We start from the raw sequence: 22,980 nt of genomic DNA, 5'->3' as shown, positions 1-22,980 counted from the left end.
CATTATCCGTTTAGTTCGGCATTAACCAGAGCCTGCACGTAGGTGCGGGCCTGCTCACTATCTTTTCTAATTTGCTGACTTAATTCATCGACGGAATTAAATCGCACCTCCTGACGCAATTTCTGCAACAGGGCGACTTCAATCTGCTGACCGTAAAGGTCGCGTTTGAAATCAAAAATATGGACTTCCAGCTGTTGTCGCTCGCCATTAATGGTAGGTCTTGAACCAATATTGGCAACCCCATAATGGATTTCACCGGCAACAAAAATTTTCACCGCATAGACACCTTTGACTGGCGAGACACAGCGTTTTAATAGCACATTAGCGGTCGGAAAACCGATGCTTCGGCCACGCTTATCACCGTGTACCACGCGTCCCATAATGGAATACGGGCGTCCCAACATGCGTTGTGCTTCGGTCAAATCATCACGATACAAGGCCTGACGGATTGCTGTACTGGAAATTCGACAATCGGCAAGCTTATAGCTGGCGGTATCGGTGACCGAAAAATCAAAGCGCATGCTTGCCCGCTGCAACATAGCAAAATCGCCCTGTCGATTTTTACCAAAGCGAAAATCATCACCAATAATCAAATGCTTAATACCGAGTTTGGCTACCAACAGATTTTCGATAAAATCTTCGGCACTCTGACTTGCGAAACGGCGGTTAAAGTTGACACAAATGAGTCGCTTTACCCCGAGTTGTTCTAACAAATGATATTTATCGCGTAATCGCGACAACCTGGCCGGCGCATGTTGCGGATTAAACAGTTCTTGCGGTTGTGGTTCAAAAACCATCACCGCCGGGATCGCATTAAGCTCGGCCGCTTTCACCACCAGCGCAGAAATGACCCGCTGATGACCTAAATGTACGCCGTCAAAATTACCAATCGTCAACACGCAACCGTGATGACGGTCGCGAATATTGTGAATGCCCCGAACCAACTGCATTAAAATCGTTCACCTTTAAACGTTGGGTTTTACCCCGTTTCACGCCTTTACCTTTAAAAACCGACGAATTATATATCAGTGTGCTTTAATAATCAGCACATTGGCCCAACTAATTCGCAGTAATTTCGCCACTGTTGACGATAAAATGGCGCAGGCGCATGCCGGTCAGCAATAAACAAACTAGGTAGACGCCAGCGCCAAGGAAAATCAGCCCGCTAAGCCAGCTTACCTGAGTCAGAAGACTGACACTGAGCCAGGCATCGAAGGCCGGGGTAAATTGCCATAAAACCAGGGTCATGATCAGGGCCGAACCGATCATTTTAGCAATCACCAGCACGGTTTCTTTTTCCAGTTGGTAAACACCTAAGGATTTTAACCCCCGGTACAGCAAAAATGCGTTTAAGGTAGCGGACATCGCCGTCGCCAAGGCCAGCCCCACAAAACCGAGGAACGGTGCCAAAGACAGGTTAAATACCATATTGGCGATCATCGCAATGATGCCTATTTTTACCGGGGTTTTGGTGTCCTGGCGGGCATAAAAGCCCGGCGCCAACACCTTTATAAACATAAAGCTCACTAAACCGCATAAATACGCATAGAGTGCCATAGAGACCTGAATGACATCTTGTTGAGAAAACTCGCCACGCATAAACAGCACCATAATAATGGGTTGCGCCAGTATCAGCAGCCCGGCAAGGGCCGGCCAGCCGAGTAAACTGACAATGCGCAATGCCCAGGACAGGGTTTGTGAAAATTCCTGCGGGTTTTGCTTGGCATGCAGCCGGGATAAGCTAGGCAGTATCACCGTGGCAATACCGATGCCAAATAGCCCAAGTGGGAATTCCAGCAAACGATCGGCATAGTAGAGCCAGCTGATTGAACCGGTGACTAAGAAACTGGCGATTAACGTATCAAGCAATAAGTTAATTTGGGTAACGGAAACACCAAATAAGGCAGGGATCAGCAGCTTACGAATTTTCTTCACCCCTGGGTGCTGCCAGCCCCAACTCGGGGCCACCAGTGAATTGGCTCGTAACAGAAACGGAATCTGGAATAAAAACTGGATCAGACCACCAAAGAATACGCCCCAAGCCAGGGCAAAAGCCGGTTCTTCAAAATAATCGGCACCTATGATGGCCGCAAGGATGATGGCAACGTTTAATAAAACCGGAGTAAACGCTGCGGCGGCAAATTTGCCTAAAGTATTTAAGATAGCACCGGCCAGTGCCGTCAGACTGATAAACCACAAATAAGGAAAAGTAATTTTCAATAACAAGGAGGCTAATTCAAATTTTTCCGCGCCCGGCTCACCATTAACCCAGTCTAAAAACCAACCAAAACCAAATAACGCTACCAATACCGGTGATGCGATAACACCCAGTAAAGTGACGATGGTTAGTATCACACCTAACGTACCACTAACCTTGGCGATTAGCTCTCGGGTATGGCGATCATTATCGTCTTTCGACTGATATTCGCTAAGCACAGGAACAAACGCCTGCGCAAATGCCCCTTCGGCAAATAATCGACGCAGGAAATTGGGAATTTTATTAGCAAAGAAGAAAACGTCAGCGCCGGCATCCGTTCCCATAAAGCGGGCAATCACTACATCACGGACTAAACCTAAAACGCGCGATACCAGAGTCATAGCGCTGACAATGATCCCTGATTTTAATAATCGTTTGCTCAAACGATTAAGCTCCTGTTGTTATTGATTGGGATAATGCTAACACAAGGCTAAGCAGAGACACTAGAACTAGTGTCAATGCTGTTTCGGAGGGAGACTGCGTCGAGGGAGATAATCTTCTCGCTGTCAGATTCTCGGTGACGATTAACATCGCTGATGACTTCGTCGCGGTGTCCAAGGGTGACTTAAGTTGTCTAAGGATTATGGTCATGGATGACAGGTATGTCGAAAATGCATGGATACCGGCATGGACGCTGGTATGTCGGAAATGTCTGGAACATATTTCCGATTCAATTTTCTGTGTTAACGAAGCGCCTTGAGCTTAAGTCTCAGAAGTCATCCCCGCGAAAGCGGGGATCTCGCTTTTTTATATTTTGACTGAGATTTCCTGTCGTGGCAGGAAATGACGAAGATTAGGTTAAGTGGCGATGTTGACACAACGCCACTGTTAAAGAGGTAAGCTTCGCTGTTGGAAAAAATGCTCTTGTTGTCGCATTTTGGGTGACAGACTAACGTCGGTAACAACGGAGCGCCTTTACCCGAAGTAAAATTTTAATTTTACGTACCCGGAGCCAATGTTTTTCATTGGCGTACCCGGAATAAAACCTTTGGGTTTTATGTACCCGCAAACCTAATAACAGATCGCTAGTTGCTAGAAGCTGGCTCGCCAGCGTGCCAGGAATGTAATGTGCTCGAAGCTGAGATTAAGGCCGTTCGCCCTCCGAAACCGGAAACCTGAGACCGGAAACCTTGATTCTTTTGTAACACCCTCTCGATACCCTTATCCTTTTCCTCTATAATTGCCGGCAAGTAACAGGTGCTGTAAAGATTGCTTCGAAAAGATTGTCGGATTGTTCGACGATTTGGATTTTCGGCGATGGCGATGATTTGTGAGTGATTACACAAAATATTTGACATCCGTGGAAAAAACAGGCATATTTCACCGCCTTAAATTATGGCTATCTTATTTTAAATATTTAGGAGTTTACCTTGGCTAACTCTAAGTCTGCTAAGAAGCGCGCTATCCAATCTGAAAAGCGTCGCCAACACAATGCAAGTCGCCGCTCAATGATGCGCACCTATGTGAAAAAAGTTATCGCTGCTATTGAAGCAGGTAATAAAGAAGTTGCAACTCAAGAGTTTGCTGTTGCTGCTCCAATCCTGGACCGTATGGCAGGCAAAGGCTTGATTCACAAAAACAAAGCTGCTCGTGCTAAGAGCCGCTTAAATGCTGCTATCAAAGCATTATAAGTTTTAAGTGAATGAAAAAACCGGCTTAATAGCCGGTTTTTTTATGACCAAAATTCAGGAAATGCTAGATTTCGTACGCGACAAAAATCGTCGCTGCGGGTACGGAATATATATTCCTCCGAGTACATGAATCAAAGATTCATTCCGGGTACACAATCGAAGATTGCTTCGGGCAGTTTTCTGGTTTTCAACGTAATCCCCGCGGAAGCGGGGATCTCGCTTTTTATATTTTGACTGAGATTTCCTGTCGTGGCAGGAAATGACGAAGACTCTGAACGCTACTAACTATTTATAGTGTCAAAGGGGGTCGAAAGGTGACTAAGGGTTATGCTCATGGCTGACCGGTATGCCGAAAATGCATGGATGCCGGTATGGACGCTGGTATGTCGGAAATGTCTGGAACATATTTCCGATTCAATTTTCGGTGAAAAAGAATAACCTTTGAAACGGTCATCCCGGCGAAGGCCGGGATCTCGCTCTTTGGTTTTTGCTAGGCGCAATCTTCGATTGCATGCCAGGAACGATTTTAATCGTGTGCCAAGAGCTGATTTATCAGCGTGCTAGTAGCTCAAAGTTAAGGCCGTTAGCCCTCCGAGACCTGAGACCTGAAACCCGAGACCTCCTGTTTTTCGGTTTAATCGCCTCAGCGATTATACCGAAAACGGGTATTGAATCGGATCATGATGCTGATAACCGACCACTTCAAAATCGTCCATCGTTACCCAGGTTTCCAAGTCTTTCAGTGATTTAATATCCGGGTTGATTTTCAGCTCTGGTGCAGGATACGGGTCACGCTTTAACTGCACATCACGCATCATCTCCAGTTGATCTTCATAGATATGCGCATTAACTATTTTGTGGAACGCCTTGCCCGGCTTCTTACCGGTGATCTGCGCCATAATCGCCAGGAAGGTGAACACCTGAATCTGGTTAAAGTTTAAACCCAGTGGCACGTCACAGGAGCGCTGAAAGCTGGTCAGATACAAGGTATCGCCTAACAGAGAGAAATTGTGAGTGTGCATGCAAGGACGCAGGCAGCCCATATGGAATTCACCGGGATTGTAGAAACTTAAAATTTCACCACGGTCATCAATGCCATTGCTGAGGTTTTCAACGATTTTTGCCAGCTGATCCACATGACCACCATCGGGTTTTTGCCAGGATCTGCCCTGCACCCCATATACCCGGCCCATATCATCTTCGCCCTTACGGTGCGGATTGTTAAGCCAGGCACTGTTTTCATTGGCATTGGCATCCCAGGTACGGGTACCAAGAGCACGAAAATCTGCGGCGTTATCGTAACCGCGAATATAACCAATCAGCTCGGCGATAGCCGCCTTATAAAAGCTCTTACGGGTGGTAATTAGCGGAAAGTGATTAGCAGCTACGTCATAGGTCAAATCAGCATCGATTACCGTCAGACAACGTTTACCGGTGCGTTTGTTATCGACCCATACCCCTTCATCGAGTATGCGTTGACATAAATCTAAATACTGTCTCATTTTGCCATCCCCTTTGCTTTAGACGTTGATTTTTTCTGAACCACGGGCTGTGGAACACTGGACTTGGTCAATGCCCAGACAATTAAGCCAACCCCGGCAATAACCATTGGTAGTGACAACATTTGCCCCATGGACAGTGATGAAAGCACGAAGCCTAAGTGTGCATCGGGCTCCCGGAAAAATTCGATAAACATGCGGAACAGACCATATCCTGCTAAAAACAGACCTGAAGCCAGGCCGGTTGGACGCGGCTTCTTACATACCAAATAGATAATGGCAAAGAGTACCACGCCTTCTAAAAAGAACTCGTACAGTTGTGAAGGATGGCGCGGTAATTGTTCGGGATCGTTAGGGAACACCATCGCCCAAGGCACATCGGTTTCACGCCCCCACAATTCGGCGTTAATAAAGTTGCCGATTCGGCCAGCGCCCAGCCCCAGCGGAACTAAAGGCGCGACAAAGTCTCCCACTTGGAAAAAGGTTTTCTTCTCCTTGCGAGCGAAAAAGGCAATCGCCAGCAAGACACCGAGCAGCCCGCCATGGAACGACATCCCGCCTTTCCAAATTTCAAAAAGATATAATGGGTCTGAGATAAAGTGCTGCCATTGATAAAAGATTACATAGCCGACGCGACCACCGATAATGACACCTAAAAACCCGTAGAATAATAGATCGCCAACCTGGTCCCGGGTCCACAGTCCCTGACTGCGATCAGCTGCTTTATTGGCAATGATTAGCGCCAGCACAAAGCCCACCAGATACATCATGCCATACCAGCGCAAAGCTAACGGCCCAATACTAAAAATTATCGGGTCAATTTCCGGAAATTGAATCGCCGCAATACTCATAAAAATTCCCTGTTAAATCATCATTTCTACTGCTACCACTATCAGAAAAGCAGCAAATACTTTTTTAATTGTTTTTACCGGTAACTGGGTCGCCAGTTTAACACCATATCTGGCGAGAATGGTCGAGGTTAATGAAATACCCAACACCGCAGGTAAGTAAACATAACCGACACTCCAGTCAGGTAAATTATGGTGACCAATACCCGCAAAGATATAGGCAACGGTTCCAAATAAGGAAACAATCATACCACAGGCGGTGGCAACGCCAATGGAGCGAAGGATATTTACTCCACAATAGGTAAGAAATGGCACTAAAATCGCACCACCGCTGATCCCCATCAGGCTGGCAATTACGCCGGTTATCACCGCAACGATGCGTAATGCTGGTTTACCTGGCAGGTTTCGATGCACGGTTTGCCGAATCGAAAATAACATGTAGCAGGCAAGGAGAATAACAAAAGTGGAGAAAAATGTGGTTAGCGCTTTGGTTGACATTTCATCGGCCAATACGGCACCGAGAACTGCACCAACGGCAACAAATGGCATCAACACTTTGGCCAGCGGCACGGGGATATTACCCAGTTTGTAATGATTAAGAGCCGCAGTAGAAGAGGTCACCACGATTGAGGCCAGCGATGTTGCCAGAGCGATATGCAAGGCGATTTCGCCCTGGATATTTAACATGGGCAGGACAAATACCAGTGCTGGCACAATAATCAGGCCACCGCCAATACCCAGCAATCCCGCGAGAAAGCCGACTACCATGCCAAGGGCCATACAAATTAAAAAGACGGTTAAAAACATCTAAGCACTGACTAACACTGTGAATATTGTGGCGAATGATTTGCGGTTCGCATTATTTACCGGCCCGGATAAAGCCGCCAAAACCAAGCTGTTCCAGTTGCTGGTTAAGGTATCCGCGTACCTCTGTAACAGTGTCTAATTGTAAACAAGTTTCCAGCATCTGTCTGGCATGTTTTTGAGATATATGACGAATTACCCATTTAATACGAGGGACGTTGTAGCCATTCATACTTAGCTTATCGTAGCCCATCGCCAGCAATAAAATAGCCCCGCCAGGTTCCGATGCCAGTTCACCGCACAGTGATAAAGAAACCTTATGAGCTTTTGATTGTTCAGCAATGATATTCAATGCCCTGAGAACTGCGGGGTGATAGGCATCGTACAGTGACGAAACCCTCTCATTATTACGATCGACGGCCAGTAAATACTGAGTTAAATCATTACTACCGACTGAGAAAAAATCGACCCGATGCGCCAGTTCCGGAATTTGGAAAATTAACGATGGCACTTCCAGCATAATACCAACCGGAGGTCGCTTTACCGCTTCGCCATGTTCTTGCCTGATCTCACTGTATGCCTGGTGAATTAGACGCAATGCTTCATCAACTTCCGGTAAGGAGGTGATCATCGGTAACAGAATCTGCAAGTTATCGCGACCAATATTAGCGCGAACCATCGCACGCACCTGCACCAGAAAAAGCTCAGGATGATCTAAGGTTACGCGAATACCTCGCCAGCCCAGAAACGGGTTTGCTTCATTAATCGGGAAATACTCGAGGGTTTTGTCACCACCAATATCCAGAGTGCGCATTACGACAGGTTGTTGTTTAAAAGAGTTAAGGACATTCTTGTAAATGGCCATCTGCTCCTTTTCAGAGGGAAAACTGCCCCGCTCCATAAAGGCAATTTCGGTGCGGTATAAGCCGATACCACTGGCACCATGTTTCATCGAGCGATCAAACTCTGCTATCAGGCCAGCATTCATCAATAACTCAACCGACTGACCATCCAGCGTTACCGGTTCAAGCTCAATGTCCTTGCGAACATTTTCCTGAAGTTCACTTTCTTCCTCAATCAGTCTTTGGTAGTGCTTAATTTTGGCGGGCGTCGGCGCCAGAAAGATCTCACCGGAATAACCATCAATAATCGCCTGTTTATCGGCAAAGCGACTCAGGGGAACATCACCAACGCCCATAATGGCCGGTATACCCAAGGCCCTGGCCAGAATCACAGCGTGAGAATTAATAGAACCAGAAAGAGAAATAATCCCTTTTAAGCCTTTGTGCTGGTATTCCGCCAGTAAAGAGGCGGTAACTTCCTGAGCGACTAAAATTAAATCATCTGGCAGGCGGATGTGCTTTTGCTGATAATCCTGTAAATGCAGTAATACGCGATTACCTAAATCTTTAATATCAACGGCACGTTCGCGAATATAGTTATCTTCAACCGCCTCAAACTGCATCACATAACGGTCAATCACCAATTTGAGCGCACTTTCTGCACTCCAACCGCCAACAATGTATTTTTCGATGTCATCGCCGATACTGGCACTGGATAACATCTGCTGATACATATCAAAAATATCCAGTGTATCTTTTGGAATCGAGCCATCCATGCGAGCCCGCATTTCAATGAGCTCTTTGGATGTGCGCGCAATAGCCAGGCGTAAGCGTCGTGTTTGTTGGGCTGGTGAACCTTGTTTACTGGGTGTAATACTGCTCAGATCAGCCAGAGGCCTGCTGACAAAGCAGTTTCCAATCGCCACACCGCTGGCACCGGGTATCGCTCTCATATGAGTTTTATCGATACGTTTAAGCAGAGCAGAGATAGTACCGCGTGACTCGACATTACTGATAGTGGAAGCAAGCTGCGCCGCCAGTGTCACCAAAAATGCTTCTTCGTTTTCGGTAAACTGTCGCGATTGTTTTTGCTGAACGGAAATGATCCCTAAAACCCGTCGCTGATGAATAATTGGAGTGCCTAAAAAGGCGTTAAATGCTTCTTCTTTAACTTCCGGCGCATGTTTAAATCGAGGATGGTTATGCGCATCGGCAATATTGATCGGTTCTTCACGTTGGCCGACGAGTCCGACTAAGCCTTCACTAAAACCAATTTTAACTTGTCCCAGGGATTCCTTAGCCAGGCCATCGGACGCCATCAATAGGAAGTGCTGCCGTTCCTGATTGGCAAGATAAATGGAACAACACTCGGTTTCCATGGCTAACTTTACTTCAGACACTAAGGTTTGCAAAGCCAGATCCAGCTCTGGCTCCTGCCCAAATGCTAATACAATTCGCCTTAGTGTGGTTAACATAAAAATCCTTCGCTAAACGGTACTAATTTCCTTATTAAACAATAGTACCTGAGGTTTCTGGTCTCAGAACGTCATTGCTAATGACTCGCAGGTTTCAGGAAATTCTTCCACTAACTTCTCCAACGGTGCTATTTTTCCTTATTAATCAATAGCACCTAGGTTTCAGGTCTCAGAACGTCATTGCTAATGACTCGCAGGTTTCAGGGAGTTCTTCCACCTCCCACTCCCACCATAACTCTTGCTTTTCTCCAAGCGCTTATTACTTTGAGCGAATTGCCCGAAGTAACTCATTGAGTTACGTACCCGAAGCCAATGCTTTTTATTGGCGTACCCGGAATAAAATTCCTAATTTTATGTACCCGAAACGTGGTGTTCCTTGCCTTGGTTAAGGCCCTTCGCCCTCCGAGGCCTGAAACCTGAGACCCGAGACCGGGCTTTTTTTATCCAGCTCTCTGGATAAAAAAAGCCGTATAACCCCGTTATACAGCTTTTTAATTACATAATGATTACTTGTGCGTTGTCGCCAGTGTTACCTGTAGTTGCGACGCCGGCCTTCCCGGCGTGGTGGTTCGCGACGATTCTGAACTTCCTTGCGCAGTACCGGCAAGGCCACAGGTGCAAACTCTTTCATCACCCGACGGTACACATCTCGTTTAAAAGATACGACCTGACGCACCGGATACCAGTAACTGACCCAGCGCCAGTCATCAAACTCAGGGTGGCCCGAATGCAGTAAATTAACGTCCTCATCCTTGCACAACAACTTTAATAAAAACCATTTTTGCTTTTGCCCAATACACACTGGGTTGCTGTCGTGACGCACCAATCGCTTTGGTAAACGATATTTTAACCAATGCTTGGTGGTTGCCAGTATTTCTACCTGATGAGGCTTTAATCCTACTTCTTCGAACAACTCGCGATACATGGTTTGTTCTGCCGACTCTCCTTCATCAACACCACCTTGTGGATATTGCCAGGAATGTTGGCCGTATCGACGAGCCCAAAAGACTTGCCCCCTGCCATTTGTAATCACTATGCCGACATTGGCTCGATAGCCTTCGGCATCAATCACATGAACTCCCGTTCAAAAAACTTTATATAATCTGATTCTTCCACAAACTAATCTATTGAGCAAATATTGCAATCATTTATTTGTTAGTGTTCAATTTAGCTCTGACCATAACCATCATTTCTCTTAATCCAAGTGGAACCTTTTTCTCATGCTGACTCCCGATACCGAACGACAACTGATGCAAACCGCACAAAGCCTGTCCGGTATGAGTCTTGGCGAACTCGCGGGAAAATTAGATGTGCGGGTACCGGTAAATTTAAACAAAGAAAAGGGCTGGATAGGACTATTGTTAGAACGCGCCCTGGGAGCCAGCGCTGGTTCCAAACCTCTACCGGATTTTCCGGAGCTGGGTATCGAGCTAAAAACCCTGCCAATCGACAGAAATGCGAAAGTGCTGGAAACCACCTTTGTCTGTGTGGCTCCGTTAACCGGAATGTCCGGTGTCACCTGGCAAACCAGCCACGTAAAGAAAAAGATGGCAAAGGTATTGTGGGTACCCATTATTTCCGAGCGTCAGTTACCAGTTGCCGAAAGAATCATTTGTACGCCATTTTTATGGCAACCGGATGCCGAAGAGGAAACCTTAATGCAGGCCGACTGGCAGGAGCTTACCGATATGATAGTGCTGGGCGAAGTAGAAAAAATTAGCGGCAAATATGGTGAGGTGATGCAACTCAGGCCTAAAGCTGCCAACAGCAAAGTCAAAACCAGCGCTTTTGATAAACACGGCCGACCGTTTCAGACCCTGCCTAGGGGGTTTTACTTAAAAACCGGGTTTACGCAGCATTTGTTGAACAAGCACCTGCGAATAGATTAGCCAATCCGGCTAATTAATTCGCAGGTTTGAAGGTACGCAATCCAAGATTGCTCCGGGTTCGGAATAAAAATATTCCTCCGGGTACATGAATCAAAGATTCATTCCGAGTACGCGATGAAAAACATCGCTTCGAGTAAGTTGGTTGGGTGTCTAGAGGTGTCGAAAGCTGACTAGGGGTTATGGTCATGGATAACCGGTATGCCGAAAATGCAGGAGCATTTTTCGGTGACAACGAATAGCCTTCAACATTTTCATCCACATGAAAATGGGGAGCTCGCTTTTTGGTGTTTTATTGAGATTTCCTGTCGTGGCAGGAAATGACGAAGACTCCAAGATTTACGAGAGTTTCTGGGTGTCTAACGGTGTCGAAAGCTAACTAAGGGTAACAACAAATAGCCTTCAGCATCGTCATCCAGGCGTCGGCCGGGATCTCGTTCTTTAAATTCTGATGAAGATTTCCTGTCACGACAGGAAATGACGAAGACTCTGAGGCTTGCAAAAGTTTCTGAGTGACAATAGCTGTCTTTGAATAACAAGGAAACGCTTTAACCCGAAGTAACTTTTTGAGTTACGTACCCGAAGCCAATGTTTTTCATTGGCGTACCCGGAATAAAACCTATGGTTTTATGTACCCGCTACCTCAAAAACAGTTAGCTGGTTGCTCGGCGCAATCTACGATTGCATGCTAGGAATGTAATGTGCTCGTAGCAGCAAGTTCAGGCGATTCGCCCTCCGAGACCTGAAACCTGAGACCCGAGACCGCAGTGGCGAAAAGCAAAAATTCGCCACTGCTAGAGGTTGTAAACCTTGATCTGCTGGCCAAAGCTCACGCTTTGCTCCGGTTCTACTTCTAACCAGTTGGTATTTCCCGCTTCAACGCAAACAAACTCCTGTTCACCGCCAGGGTGGATGTCACTCATGGTACTAGCCAGATCTTCACCCGGGTTCCAGACAATCCATTGGCCAGCATTAAATTTACTGATTTCAATGGCGCGGCCCAGGCCTTTATCAATCAGGGTAACCGTATTGTCAAAGTGATAGATGCGATCCACCGGTCCTTCCAGGTTTCTAAGTTCCTGAGGCGGACAACCTTGTCGTTCGCTGATTTTATCGTCAAACCATACCTCTTTGAGTTCAGGAATGATGGTTTGCCCGGGTGTACTTACCTGAAAGTAATTGTGTAATGCATGGCTAAACCGTTGTATGTCGGAACCGATATTGGTGTAGGTAATTTCCTGAGAAAATGTGTCAGAAAACCTCAGCGTCTGAACAAGTTTGAATCCTGCTGGCCATGCATCAGACAATTCCGTGCCAAACAAAACCAGGACTAATTCAACAACATCCCGTTCAAATTTAATATGCTTAACTAACCAGGCATGGTTACGAGCAAAGCCATGATTACCTTTTCCCTGAAAATCACCAAACCAGGGCCAGCAGATTGGAATACCACCGCGAATCGCTTTACTGCCATCTAGCGGGGTATTGCTACTACACCAGAAAATCGGGGAATACGGCTTTGGATGCCAGCTAAGAACCTGTCCACCAAAGGTTGAGACGGTCGCATCGAATTTTTCATGACTGATTTTTAGAATTTCGCCGTGTTCAGAAACTTTCGTTTCTTCCAACGACCCATATGTAAACTTTCTAACCACGTATTTCCCTCAGCATTTATGCCAAGTAAACTTATTATAATCTGGCAACCGCCCTTATTATGAAAGGCACATGAATCACTTATTAACCACCTGAGGCTGCTCAGAAATCATCCCTGGGTATTCGTTGACCGATTGCTGATAATCTTTCTTTAAAATCTGCACTTGCTCCAGGTTTACGTTTGCCTTTTTAAAATACCGTGGCGATAACTCAATCGCTTTGCCCAGAAAATATTCCGCTTCTACAAGACGACCTTCGAGCATGACCAGATACCCTAAATCATTATACGCCTCATAATCAGGCATCACCTGTTTAAAGGTTTTAAGTGCTTTGTCGTAGTCCTGTTCACGAACATACACCAAACCCAGGTTTGTCCATGCGCGCTTAAACTTAGGATTGATCCTGATTGCTTTTTTAAAATACTGTTCTGCCTGGCGATATTCATTATTAAGATAATAAGAATACCCCAGGTTTGATAATATGTTGACCGAATTCGGTTGCCCGGCTAAGGCAAGTTTGTAATATTCTCGCGACTTAATAAACTGCTTTTCCATATCAAAAATAACCGCCAGGGCGGTGTAAGCTTCGATAGGGCTCTCGTCATTCGGCACAAAAGAACTCTTTTCAGTGGTCTCTCCGGCCTTCGCTAATCGCTTTTGATCCTCGGCAATGGCTTTGGAAAGGTGCACTTTTGCCTGTTGGTAATTTCTCTGCTGCAGGTAATAAACCCCGACGGCCTGCTGAGCTTCAATCACTTCGGGTGATAAAGCGATAACCTGTTGATAGGCTTTAATCGCCAAATCCTGGTTATTCAGGCGATGATGAATACGAGCAATCTGCAGATAAATATCACTGTTATCCGGTTGAAAATCTAAACTGCGAATGTAGGCAAACAGTGCTCCTTCCCAGTTTGCTTCTAGCCGGGCTCTCTCGGCCTGCTCCATTGCCTGCTGATAACTTTCTATCGGCATTTGTACCGCAGCTTTATTGGTAGCCGAGTACTGCTGAGGCTCCAGGTTAGCAGACTCATTGCTTGCACAGCCTGTACCAAAACACAATAGCGCGACAGCAATCCATCCAGTTCGAATCCATCCACTTCGATATTGTTTTAGCAAACTCAATGCTGGTTTATTCATCTTATTTTCCCCACATCGTCACTAAGTAAAGAATCAAGCTTAAAGCCAGAGTTAAAGTCAGGCCTTATCAAAAAGCCTTATCCCACACCTGCATCACCTTGAGAACCGCTGGTCCTACCGCAACAATAAAAAACGAAGGCCAGATACAGACTAGCATTGGGAACAACATCTTAACCCCAAGCTTTCCAGCTTTTTCTTCCGCTTCCTGCATCCGCTTATCGCGGTACTCTTCCGCGTACACCCGCAGAGTCTGGGCGATGCCGGTACCTAAGCGCATGCTTTGCACAATCACCGCGTTCAGGCCGCGAATATCTTCAAGCCCGGTACGTTCCGAAAACTCATGCAAGGCATCCTGCATCGAATAACCCACTCTTACCTTACTGCAAACCAGGCCAATCTCATAGGATAATTCGCCATGAACCAGTTCAATTTCTTTACTAACCCTCTGAAATGCTTCCAGAAGCCCTAAGCCAGATTCACAACAAACCACCAATAAATCCAGTGCATCGGGAAAATAACGGCGCAAGCCTTCCATCCGCTTATTAGCAAGCCGGGTAAGGATCATTCCTGGCAGCAAGTAGCCAATACCGACTAAACCAGCCACTAAATAGATACTCACCGTGGTACTGATATCTGGGTTTAGTTTCACCATGACAAAGGCGATAGCACCGAACACCAGTAACATCAATAACTTGACCGCGTTGTAGATTTTCAGTGCATTGTTGGAAAGGAACCCGGCATGGATCAGCAATCGACGGGTATCTTTATCGCCAGCAAATGAGTTACCCGCCAACGGCACTTTCGACAGGTTTTTCTCCAATGAATTTTTCAGATAATCCAGATTAGCTTTAGGTTTTCTCTGGTGATCGCGCATCCCGTCAATTTTAGCTCGCACCGGAGAATATGCCCCGGTAAACAATAGGTTTAAGGCAATGGCCAATGTGACTCCAGCCGCACCCGCCACCAGGTAAAATGCCATTTGCGCAGTTTGTCTGTCATCAATGACACTATTTAAAAAACCTAATAGATAATCCATCTCACACCTCTTCGACTTTCGTCGCTTGGCTATACATCAATTTTAATTAACTTACCGATCCACCAAATCCCAAAAACCATACCAACTCCGCCCCACTTCAATAAATCCAGGCCATCAGGGGTGCTGGTAAGAGTCGAGATATACCCTGGTGAGCTCATATACAACACCGCAAACAAGACAAATGGTGTTAACACTAAAACCCAGCCAGACATACGCCCTTCTGCGGTTAGCGTTCTTACTTTGCGCTTAAACTTAAAGCGTTTACGGATTAGGTCAGACAGCCCTTCGACTTTTTCAGCCAGGTTACCGCCAGTTTCCTTTTGAATACTTACTGAGCTGGCAAACGCCATTGCCGATGTCGTAGGTACCCGCTGCACAAATAACACTAAAGCGGTACGGACATCGGTGCCATAATTGATCTGATTAAACAGATGATGAAATTCTTCGCTCAACTCACCCTGGGTTTCTTCGCACACTAATTTAAGTGCTTCAGAAAATGCATACCCTGCCTGCAGGCCACGTTTTAACACATCAAGAGCTTCAGGAAATTGCTCTTCCATTTTCTGCATGCGATTATCAATTTTTCGCTTCAGCTGAAAGTGAAATAAAACCACAACAATGGCAAACAGGGCCAGGGAAAATACCAGGTCGCGACTCAAAAAGAAGGTGATGAGGGCCAATAACACAGCCGTACCCAAGGCAATGGTCGTATACTGATGACCAAATAGTTTAGAGCCGGAAAGTTGCAGTTTATACGTCAGGTTTTTCACCCATTCAATACTTTCCAGTGTCCGCGCCAGCGCCGATAACTTTTCCAGACGATTCTCAAGTACTAGGTCGACTTTAGTAGAATTGTGATCTTCAACAATGCTGTTAAGGTGTTTTTTCAGTAATTTGTTTTTTGCCCGTTGCGGACTGTAAACCGAGATAAAAAATGACTGGGACAAAAAGATCACAGCCGCAAACACGAGTAATAAAAACGCTAACTGATTGCTCATTGCTCTCTCCTTAATATATGCCTTTAAAATACTGGCATTTTAAAGTCGACGCCAAACACCGAGTTTGGCAGGTTAATTCCTTTCAATTGCAGTTGCTTATTGAAGTTAGGAATAACACCAGTAGCGACAAATTCACCAAGAACTTTGCCATCTTCATCACGCCCATTGCGGGCAAAACGAAAAATTTCCGACATGGTAATTACATCACCTTCCATGCCGTTGACTTCCTGGATACTGGTGATTCGGCGCCGGCCATCCTCATTTCGCTGAGTCTGAATAACCACATCAATTGCCGATGCAATTTGTGAACGGATATTTACCACCGGCATATCAAATCCTGCCATACACACCATGTTTTCCATCCGCCCCAGGGCATCACGCGGCGAGTTAGCGTGTAACGTCGTCAGCGAGCCTTCGTGCCCGGTATTCATTGCCGCCAGCATGTCTAGCGCCTCAGCACCACGCACCTCACCTATCACGATACGATCCGGGCGCATCCGCAGGCAGTTGCGTACCAGATCCCGTTGATGAATTTCGCCCTTACCCTCAATATTCGCCACCCGGGTTTCCAGGCGCACCGTATGAGGTTGTTGTAACTGCAGCTCGGCCGAATCCTCGATAGTGATAATGCGTTCATTGGCAGGGATATAGCCGGAAAGAATATTAAGCAAGGTGGTTTTACCACTGCCGGTACCACCAGAGATCAAGACGTTTAATTTTCCTTCGACTATGGCATGGATAAACTGCCCCATCTCCGCACTCATTGAACCAAATTCAATCAGTTGCTCGGCTTTGAGTTTTTCAACGGTAAAACGCCGAATCGACAGACACGGACCGTCCAATGCGAGTGGCGGGATAATGGCATTTACCCGTGAACCATCAGCGAGACGAGCATCCACCATAGGGGTAGACTCATCAATACGACGACCAACTCCAGAGACAACGCGATCAATAATGTTTAATAAATGCCTGTCGTCATAAAAGGTGACTGGAACCTTCTCCAGGATGCCGTTTTTCTCAACAAAAATATTATTGTGATTATTCACCAGGATATCGGAAATCGACGGATCAGCGAGCAAGGTCTCCAGGGGCCCTAACCCAAGAATCTCATCAATAATCAGCTTAATCAGCTTTTTTCTTGAGCTTATGTTTAACGGATGCGAACTGGCATTGAGTAGCTGATTACACAATTCAGTTATCTGTTCTTTCGCGTCTTTCTCGTCCATGCTTTCCAGCACCGCGAGATCCAGCATTTTCAGAATTTGTGCAAATATATCCTGCTTTAATGCCAGCTCTTTAACACCGAGGACATCATAATCCTGAGTAGTTTTTTGCAACGTAATCATACTTATTTCCTTGTATCCTTACCGATCAGGCGAGCCCAAAAACCAGGCCTGTTTATATTAATATCCATTGCAATCGGTGATGTTTTGGTGACGATATAGTTCAGTTGTTGGCGAATGCCAGCAGAGCCTTCAATTTTACTTAATGGTTTTCCTAAATCTGTGGCAGCACTGGCCAGTTCAAAGTTATTTTGCACAACAAAGACCGAGTCGATACCGATAGCCTGTTTTATATCATCAATGGAAATACTGATGTGCTTTTCACTATAGCGGTTTACAATCAGGTGAATTTTGCCTTTATCTATCTGCTGCCAGTTTATCAGCTGTTTAACGAGGGCTTTCGACTCACGTATGCTGGCAATATTTTGTTGCACCACCACGTAAATAATATCGGAACTTAACACCATATTGAGATGGTTTGCCTCCAGTCCCCGCGATAAATCGGCAATGACCAGTTCAAAGTGATAGCGCATTTTATTGATCAACAGGGCAATATCTTTTTCGTCAATACAGCTCAGTTCTGTTAAATGGGAATACGGCTTTACCGGCAACAGGCAAAGGTTATTGGCTTTACTCATCATCGATTTGATCGCAATTCCATCGAGGCTGCCCACCTCCATCAATGCATTATCCAGGTAGTATTCTGGCTCCACCCCAAGCATATTTGCTAACGAACCATGTTGAAAATCTCCATCATAAAGGGCAATTCCCTCTTTATATTGCTCGCTATAGATTTGCCCGATGGCATGACTTAAAAAGCTGGCACCCGAGCCGCCTTTACCATTAATAATGGAAACAATGGGGGCCAGCTTTACTTGCTGGGCAATTTGTACCACGATGCGCTCAACCGCAGGGAAAATTTCCTGCTCAAAGTTATCCAGGGGGATAAAGTCCCTGATCTGCAACTGAATGGCTCTACGCATCAAGTCTGCGGCAATATTATCGCCCACAAGTAACACGTGTTTCTCTGCCATATGCGCCTGTTCAAGCACTGACAGGGTGAGGTGTTGATCGCCTGAATCAACCAATAGAATAAACTGATAATCAGAAAGCTCTTCCGGTAGCCTGGGTTCAATAGCAACCATTAAATTGTGAGCCTGATCTAATGTTTTTTTGATCGCTGCGCCAATTACCGGGTTGGTACAGACCACCAGGCAATGTACCAGAAAAGGCAATGAAATTTGCTTACCCTGGGGTAAATCCAAGCCATCAGCTAGGGGTAATGTAGACACTTCATTGAGTTCGATGAGTCTGGTATTCATGATGATCCCTTAATCTTAAGTGCAATCGGTGTAACCCCAGCGGGTTACACCAAGGCTTTCTCTAGGTAACACAGTGGTAAATGTCGGAGAATTTAACGTCAGGCTGACAAATGGTATCAGTAACTGATGCTGGTAATTGACAATATCGGCACGGACAAAATTAATCTGCGTATGACTACTAGCGGGTGTACCAGCATCGGTTAAATAGCTGATTTGTAAATTTGCCGTTGACAGGTTTGGCAATAAGTTATCGTTAGCAAACGTCGCTAGATCACTCATCGGCACCGGTACGGAAATCGATGTCGGGTCACTGGTATCAGACAATAAATTACATACGGTGGCCAGACGGGCTCCCCGCCTTGAAACCTCTGTTAGCACGTTCCAGGTAAAAAATAACCGGCCTATTTCCAGTACCGCAAACAAGAACAGGAAGAAAATAGCGCCAACTATGGCAAACTCGACGGTGTAAACGCCTCTTTGAGTCTGTAATTTAGACATCGATTACCCTCATCGTGTATTGAGCCGAAATAGGGAAATTAAGGTTAATCTCGGTGTCACTGAAAAAGCCGGGAATAAAGTCAGCAAAGATAGGTTGCCAATAGTAGGTAACGGCAATGGTAATCAAATCATCACTTTCACTAACAACGATTGTCATCACACCATCCTGGTCGACATTAGGCAGCAATGAAGTGCCGGGTGTCAGCTGCCCATATTTAATAATGTTATTTATTTCATTGGAGATTTGGCTTAAATCAACGGCGCCGGTCGTTCCCGGGCTGGCATGACTAGTAGCGAAGCGAGTCGCGTCTCGGACGGTTTTGGTCAGAGCATTATACTGATACATTAAGCGGCCAAACTCACTGGTGGCAAAAAACAACAATAAGAAAAACGGCAAAATAATGGTCAGTTCTATTGCCGCCACCCCCTGCTGATTTTTCCGGCTCTTGTATGTCAATGTTTTCATTTTGCCATTCCTAGGAGTCGCTGCTGTCTGGTACATGGTAGAGCACTATCGTATAGGGACCATTGTTATCCGTAGCCTGCCAACTGGCTGCCCCTTCAGAGGTGCAGTTTTCGATAAACTGGCCAACGATAAAGGAATCCTGGCCGCCATGAGAGGTGATCGGCTGCATAATATAAAAACACCCGGTGCCCAGATAGTTGATTGTGGTTTGACCATTTTCGTCACCGGTGCAATGAGCAATGGGAATATTAAGGATGCGACGATCAACGCTTGCTGTCTCGCTGGCTTCTACGATGTTATTGACAAACACATCCTGACCCTGTCCGCTATCAGCAGCGCTTGCCGGGCATTCCGCCGTCGCATCATAGTCCTCATAATCATAAAAATCCTGAGTCTGATAGCTGTCGGTATCCTCGTCATAGGCGTAATATCCCTGACTCAGTGTTTCACCAGCCATTTTTGTCGTAAATCTCTCCGATGGATTCACAGGTCCCATCGCAGTAACCTGTACAATTTCCGGTAAGGCATTATTGGAATCCAGTTCGATTAGATCACCATGACAAGTATTCACATCTCGGGGATATTCGTCGGCCGGAAGTTGTGGTGTATCTATGCCAAATCGAGTATTCAGGCCATTATATATAGGGCCAACCGTGTTTCCAGGTTCCGTTTCCAGACCTGCGGTACTGGGAGAGAAACAAATATCGTTCTGAAAAGCAGCACCGGCCAGACTGCGCATCGCATCATTACCACCAGCATCGCCAGGCAAACGAACAATTTGAAAATTGCCTGGTCCTACTTCCGGATCTGAGTTGGAGCCAGTTTTCATCAGTTGAATCTGGTTATAGTCATAACCAAATAAATGATCATCCTGAGATCCCCCCGGAGGCGGTGGTGTACCACAGGCCATAATCGGCGCTAGATCATTGTAGCAATCGACAATTTCCGTACTTGGGCCGGCCAGCGCCGATGCCGATACCTCTTTGTCAAAGCCAAACACATTGGCCAGATAACTACTAAGCGCCAAGTCGTGCATCACCACTTTAACGTAGGTTGCCGAACCTAATGTTGAACTGATAAACGGGTCAGGACGCTCGGAAAAGTCGATTTCCAGATGTGGCGTGACGCTGATACTAAACTCATCGGCACTGGTATAGGTAAAACTTGCCTGAAGATCAGCATTTTCAGTAGCCTGAAGATTCTGATTAATAATTGCCAATGCCGCTAATCGAGCCTCATCATGACTGGCTCCAAGATCGATTTCTTTGGCCGCATGAAGCGCTGCACTATCAACAATGTTTTGCAAACGAGTTTTGCTCAACAGCATATGCCCACCATCCAGCGCCAAGGCGCTTAAACCGATCAGAGAAAGCAGGGAGATAGTAAATACCACAATAATATTTCCCTGTTGTTTTCTTAACGGTTTTAAATAATTAGACATTACATTCACGACTGATACCCTTTTGTTATTTACACGACTAGCTCAGAGCAACTTTTATCAATTGCGGCTAGTAGAACCTGAAGAAGAGCCAGCCGTAGAAGACGTACTGGCCCGGCCTTCCTTAGGTGCATAAGTACTTTTACGATAGTTATTCATCGCCTCTTGTCCTAGCGCGCCATTTAAAGAATTCACGACACCAGCATTGGTTTCTGGTGCAGATGGGTCAAGTATCTGCTGATCGATAATCGCCAGGTATTTTCCGGAGTTAGTAAACTTGGTCTCGACTACTTCCATTTCCTGGCTAACTTCCTCTGAGCCGTTATTGCTGCTGCACCCTGCCGTAAATAAAATTGTCATGCTAATCAGTGCGCAAGTATTCATTAACGTATTCATGCTATTTCCTTATTTTTACAGACGAACCGATTTAAAGGTTTGCCAGCTCATGGCCGTATTTTTGTTCGGTGCCACCGTCATCCGGCAATAACGTCTGATCATCCAGCTTTACCTGCCCATCCGATGCCTGTTGCTGCTTTTCCACCAATACTGGACGAGAGGACATGGTTCCTAACAGGTAAAACTCAAGATCACCTGGCTCTACAAAACCATCGGTTGGCAGTGAAATACCTTCTTTATTAAATGGACGAACCAGGCGGGGTGTTACCATAATCACCAGCTCGGTTTGACCTTTAACAAACTCCTGCGAGCGGAATAACTGACCAAGGATAGGAATATCCCCCAATCCCGGTATTTTATTAACGGACTCACGAAAGGTATCGCTAATCAAGCCACCGATAGCAATGGTTTGACCATCGCCGAGCTCCACAGTAGTTGACGTCGTTCGTTTTACTATTGAGGGCACTGTCATTTGAGTATTGGTTTCATCTGGCATGATAGAAATTGAAGCTGCATTACTCAGCTCACTGACTAACACTTTTAAATTAAGATTAATTTGCCCGGAATCTAATATGGTAGGAACAAAGCTAACACCAACACCAAAATCACGATATTGAATGGTAATACCATCTCTGTCTGGCACCGGGATAGGGAACTCGCCGCCAGATAAAAACTCCGCTGACTGGCCACTTAATGCGGTAATATTCGGCTCTGCCAAAATCTTTGCCAGGCCATTTTTTTTAGCTACATCCAGAGCAAAATCAAATAACAAATCGCCATCTACTAAGGATCCGAAAAAACCTCGTTCAATGGCGTCTGACAGTCCCAGCGAGTTGAGTAAATCAGAACCTGAAGCAATACCTACATTGCCATCACTGCCATCCACGGCCAGAAGCATTTTTGAATCCAGGCGACGGGCGACTTCGCTTTGAACTTCGGCAACGGTCACTTCCAGCATGACCTGATGACCGCCGCCAACCGACATCATATTGACAACCTTACTTTCGGCATCACCTACAGACGCTGCTTGCGCATAACCTTCCGCCAAATCCATGGCCTGGCTCATTTTATTCAATGAGGTGACTTCGCCGGTTAATACAAGGTTCCCTTGTGATGATTCAATGCCAATCGGCTCATCGGGAAGATACCGGTAAAAACGTTCGCGCAAGCCATTTAAATCATGGCTGACTTCCAGGTTTAAAATATCAATGACTTTGTCGTTTTTATCCCAAATCAGCACGTTAGTATGGCCAAGAGATTTACCAACAACATATAAGGTGCCTTGCCTTAGTACTAATATATCGGCGATTTCTGGGTTGCCGATCGACACCCGGCTAATATTACCGGCTACATTCAGGTGTTTAGACTGAAAAATTGGTATTTTAATACTGGAGCTTTCCAGTTCCGTGTTACCACCCGCATTGGCAGGACTGCGCACAAATAATACAAATAACAGTATCAGGCAGCAGGTGAATAAGTGTTTCGCTAATTCCATAGATTTCATCGATAAAT

Annotated in this window: 20 protein-coding genes; 2 read left to right on the top strand and 18 right to left on the bottom strand. The window is 45.8% G+C overall.

What is annotated here, in order from left to right:
- Positions 1-2 precede the first annotated feature (2 nt).
- Both ribF and murJ read right to left on the bottom strand, forming a co-directional pair.
- Positions 3-950 (bottom strand): bifunctional riboflavin kinase/FAD synthetase, encoded by a 948-nt coding sequence (gene ribF / locus E8M12_RS12580; RefSeq protein ID WP_136736503.1) that lies wholly within the window; start codon positions 948-950, stop codon positions 3-5.
- A 109-nt stretch (positions 951-1,059) separates the two neighbouring features.
- Positions 1,060-2,640, bottom strand: coding sequence for a murein biosynthesis integral membrane protein MurJ (murJ, locus tag E8M12_RS12575; protein WP_136736502.1), 1,581 nt, complete (start codon positions 2,638-2,640; stop codon positions 1,060-1,062).
- Positions 2,641-3,627: 987 nt separating this feature from the next.
- Between murJ and rpsT the strand changes: the two genes are divergently transcribed.
- Positions 3,628-3,888 carry a 30S ribosomal protein S20 gene (gene rpsT / locus E8M12_RS12570; protein ID WP_136736501.1) on the top strand — a complete coding sequence of 87 codons (261 nt, stop codon included), beginning with the start codon at positions 3,628-3,630 and terminating at the stop codon, positions 3,886-3,888.
- 650 nt (positions 3,889-4,538) lie between these two features.
- Here rpsT and E8M12_RS12565 read toward each other — a convergent pair.
- From E8M12_RS12565 to rppH, 5 genes are all read right to left on the bottom strand, one after another.
- Complete coding sequence (locus tag E8M12_RS12565) at positions 4,539-5,390, bottom strand: thymidylate synthase (RefSeq protein ID WP_136736499.1); 852 nt, start codon at positions 5,388-5,390, stop codon at positions 4,539-4,541.
- Positions 5,387-6,238, bottom strand: coding sequence for a prolipoprotein diacylglyceryl transferase (gene lgt / locus E8M12_RS12560; protein ID WP_136736498.1), 852 nt, complete (start codon positions 6,236-6,238; stop codon positions 5,387-5,389). Before lgt ends, E8M12_RS12565 begins: the two co-directional genes overlap by 4 nt.
- 12 nt (positions 6,239-6,250) lie before the next feature.
- Positions 6,251-7,042, bottom strand: a complete 792-nt coding sequence (locus E8M12_RS12555; RefSeq protein WP_136736496.1) for a sulfite exporter TauE/SafE family protein — start codon at positions 7,040-7,042, stop codon at positions 6,251-6,253.
- A gap of 52 nt (positions 7,043-7,094) precedes the next feature.
- Positions 7,095-9,356 (bottom strand): phosphoenolpyruvate--protein phosphotransferase, encoded by a 2,262-nt coding sequence (gene ptsP, locus E8M12_RS12550; RefSeq protein WP_136736494.1) that lies wholly within the window; start codon positions 9,354-9,356, stop codon positions 7,095-7,097.
- A 529-nt stretch (positions 9,357-9,885) separates the two neighbouring features.
- Positions 9,886-10,428: an RNA pyrophosphohydrolase gene (gene rppH, locus E8M12_RS12545; protein WP_136736492.1), complete on the bottom strand. Its 543-nt coding sequence runs from the start codon at positions 10,426-10,428 to the stop codon at positions 9,886-9,888.
- Between the two features lie 148 nt (positions 10,429-10,576).
- On the opposite strand from rppH, the gene mutH reads away from it, so the two are divergent.
- On the top strand, positions 10,577-11,245 hold the full coding sequence (gene mutH, locus E8M12_RS12540; protein ID WP_136736491.1) for a DNA mismatch repair endonuclease MutH: 669 nt from the start codon (positions 10,577-10,579) through the stop codon (positions 11,243-11,245).
- 791 nt (positions 11,246-12,036) lie between these two features.
- On the opposite strand, the gene E8M12_RS12535 is transcribed toward mutH, so the two are convergent.
- The 11 genes from E8M12_RS12535 to E8M12_RS12485 form a co-directional block, all read right to left on the bottom strand.
- Positions 12,037-12,897 carry a D-hexose-6-phosphate mutarotase gene (locus tag E8M12_RS12535; RefSeq protein ID WP_136736489.1) on the bottom strand — a complete coding sequence of 287 codons (861 nt, stop codon included), beginning with the start codon at positions 12,895-12,897 and terminating at the stop codon, positions 12,037-12,039.
- 75 nt (positions 12,898-12,972) lie between these two features.
- Positions 12,973-14,031 carry a tetratricopeptide repeat protein gene (locus E8M12_RS12530; protein ID WP_136736487.1) on the bottom strand — a complete coding sequence of 353 codons (1,059 nt, stop codon included), beginning with the start codon at positions 14,029-14,031 and terminating at the stop codon, positions 12,973-12,975.
- 67 nt (positions 14,032-14,098) lie between these two features.
- Positions 14,099-15,067, bottom strand: a complete 969-nt coding sequence (locus E8M12_RS12525) for a type II secretion system F family protein (RefSeq protein ID WP_136736486.1) — start codon at positions 15,065-15,067, stop codon at positions 14,099-14,101.
- 29 nt (positions 15,068-15,096) lie between these two features.
- Complete coding sequence (locus E8M12_RS12520) at positions 15,097-16,065, bottom strand: type II secretion system F family protein (RefSeq protein WP_136736485.1); 969 nt, start codon at positions 16,063-16,065, stop codon at positions 15,097-15,099.
- A 23-nt stretch (positions 16,066-16,088) separates the two neighbouring features.
- Positions 16,089-17,411, bottom strand: coding sequence for a TadA family conjugal transfer-associated ATPase (locus E8M12_RS12515; RefSeq protein WP_136736484.1), 1,323 nt, complete (start codon positions 17,409-17,411; stop codon positions 16,089-16,091).
- A gap of 2 nt (positions 17,412-17,413) precedes the next feature.
- Positions 17,414-18,670: a CpaE/TadZ family protein gene (locus E8M12_RS12510; protein ID WP_136736482.1), complete on the bottom strand. Its 1,257-nt coding sequence runs from the start codon at positions 18,668-18,670 to the stop codon at positions 17,414-17,416.
- A gap of 15 nt (positions 18,671-18,685) precedes the next feature.
- A complete protein-coding gene (locus tag E8M12_RS12505; protein WP_136736481.1) occupies positions 18,686-19,168 on the bottom strand; it encodes a TadE/TadG family type IV pilus assembly protein in 483 nt (160 codons plus the stop codon).
- Complete coding sequence (locus E8M12_RS12500) at positions 19,161-19,634, bottom strand: TadE/TadG family type IV pilus assembly protein (RefSeq protein ID WP_136736480.1); 474 nt, start codon at positions 19,632-19,634, stop codon at positions 19,161-19,163. Before E8M12_RS12500 ends, E8M12_RS12505 begins: the two co-directional genes overlap by 8 nt.
- A gap of 10 nt (positions 19,635-19,644) precedes the next feature.
- Positions 19,645-21,075, bottom strand: coding sequence for a TadE/TadG family type IV pilus assembly protein (locus E8M12_RS12495; RefSeq protein ID WP_136736479.1), 1,431 nt, complete (start codon positions 21,073-21,075; stop codon positions 19,645-19,647).
- Positions 21,076-21,132: 57 nt separating this feature from the next.
- Entirely contained in the window at positions 21,133-21,468 is a 336-nt protein-coding gene (locus E8M12_RS12490) for a hypothetical protein (RefSeq protein WP_136736478.1), read from the bottom strand.
- Between the two features lie 31 nt (positions 21,469-21,499).
- Complete coding sequence (locus tag E8M12_RS12485; RefSeq protein ID WP_211245043.1) at positions 21,500-22,972, bottom strand: type II and III secretion system protein family protein; 1,473 nt, start codon at positions 22,970-22,972, stop codon at positions 21,500-21,502.
- Positions 22,973-22,980: the final 8 nt, after the last annotated feature.

Source organism: Thalassotalea mangrovi (assembly GCF_005116735.1).
GTDB lineage: Bacteria > Pseudomonadota > Gammaproteobacteria > Enterobacterales > Alteromonadaceae > Thalassotalea_A > Thalassotalea_A mangrovi.
Note: the sequence above shows the minus strand (reverse complement) of the source record. Positions and strands in the feature narration are given on the sequence as shown.

Bases quoted from the DNA above. Each gene is read 5' to 3' on its own strand.
- ribF (WP_136736503.1), bottom strand. From the start codon at position 950: ATGCAGTTGGTTCGGGGCATTCACAATATTCGCGACCGTCATCACGGT.
- E8M12_RS12565 (WP_136736499.1), bottom strand. From the start codon at position 5,390: ATGAGACAGTATTTAGATTTATGTCAACGCATACTCGATGAAGGGGTA.
- lgt (WP_136736498.1), bottom strand. From the start codon at position 6,238: ATGAGTATTGCGGCGATTCAATTTCCGGAAATTGACCCGATAATTTTT.
- E8M12_RS12555 (WP_136736496.1), bottom strand. From the start codon at position 7,042: ATGTTTTTAACCGTCTTTTTAATTTGTATGGCCCTTGGCATGGTAGTC.
- ptsP (WP_136736494.1), bottom strand. From the start codon at position 9,356: ATGTTAACCACACTAAGGCGAATTGTATTAGCATTTGGGCAGGAGCCA.
- mutH (WP_136736491.1), top strand. From the start codon at position 10,577: ATGCTGACTCCCGATACCGAACGACAACTGATGCAAACCGCACAAAGC.
- E8M12_RS12530 (WP_136736487.1), bottom strand. From the start codon at position 14,031: ATGAATAAACCAGCATTGAGTTTGCTAAAACAATATCGAAGTGGATGG.
- E8M12_RS12525 (WP_136736486.1), bottom strand. From the start codon at position 15,067: ATGGATTATCTATTAGGTTTTTTAAATAGTGTCATTGATGACAGACAA.
- E8M12_RS12520 (WP_136736485.1), bottom strand. From the start codon at position 16,065: ATGAGCAATCAGTTAGCGTTTTTATTACTCGTGTTTGCGGCTGTGATC.
- E8M12_RS12515 (WP_136736484.1), bottom strand. From the start codon at position 17,411: ATGATTACGTTGCAAAAAACTACTCAGGATTATGATGTCCTCGGTGTT.
- E8M12_RS12510 (WP_136736482.1), bottom strand. From the start codon at position 18,670: ATGAATACCAGACTCATCGAACTCAATGAAGTGTCTACATTACCCCTA.
- E8M12_RS12505 (WP_136736481.1), bottom strand. From the start codon at position 19,168: ATGTCTAAATTACAGACTCAAAGAGGCGTTTACACCGTCGAGTTTGCC.
- E8M12_RS12500 (WP_136736480.1), bottom strand. From the start codon at position 19,634: ATGAAAACATTGACATACAAGAGCCGGAAAAATCAGCAGGGGGTGGCG.
- E8M12_RS12495 (WP_136736479.1), bottom strand. From the start codon at position 21,075: ATGTCTAATTATTTAAAACCGTTAAGAAAACAACAGGGAAATATTATT.
- E8M12_RS12490 (WP_136736478.1), bottom strand. From the start codon at position 21,468: ATGAATACGTTAATGAATACTTGCGCACTGATTAGCATGACAATTTTA.
- E8M12_RS12485 (WP_211245043.1), bottom strand. From the start codon at position 22,972: ATGAAATCTATGGAATTAGCGAAACACTTATTCACCTGCTGCCTGATA.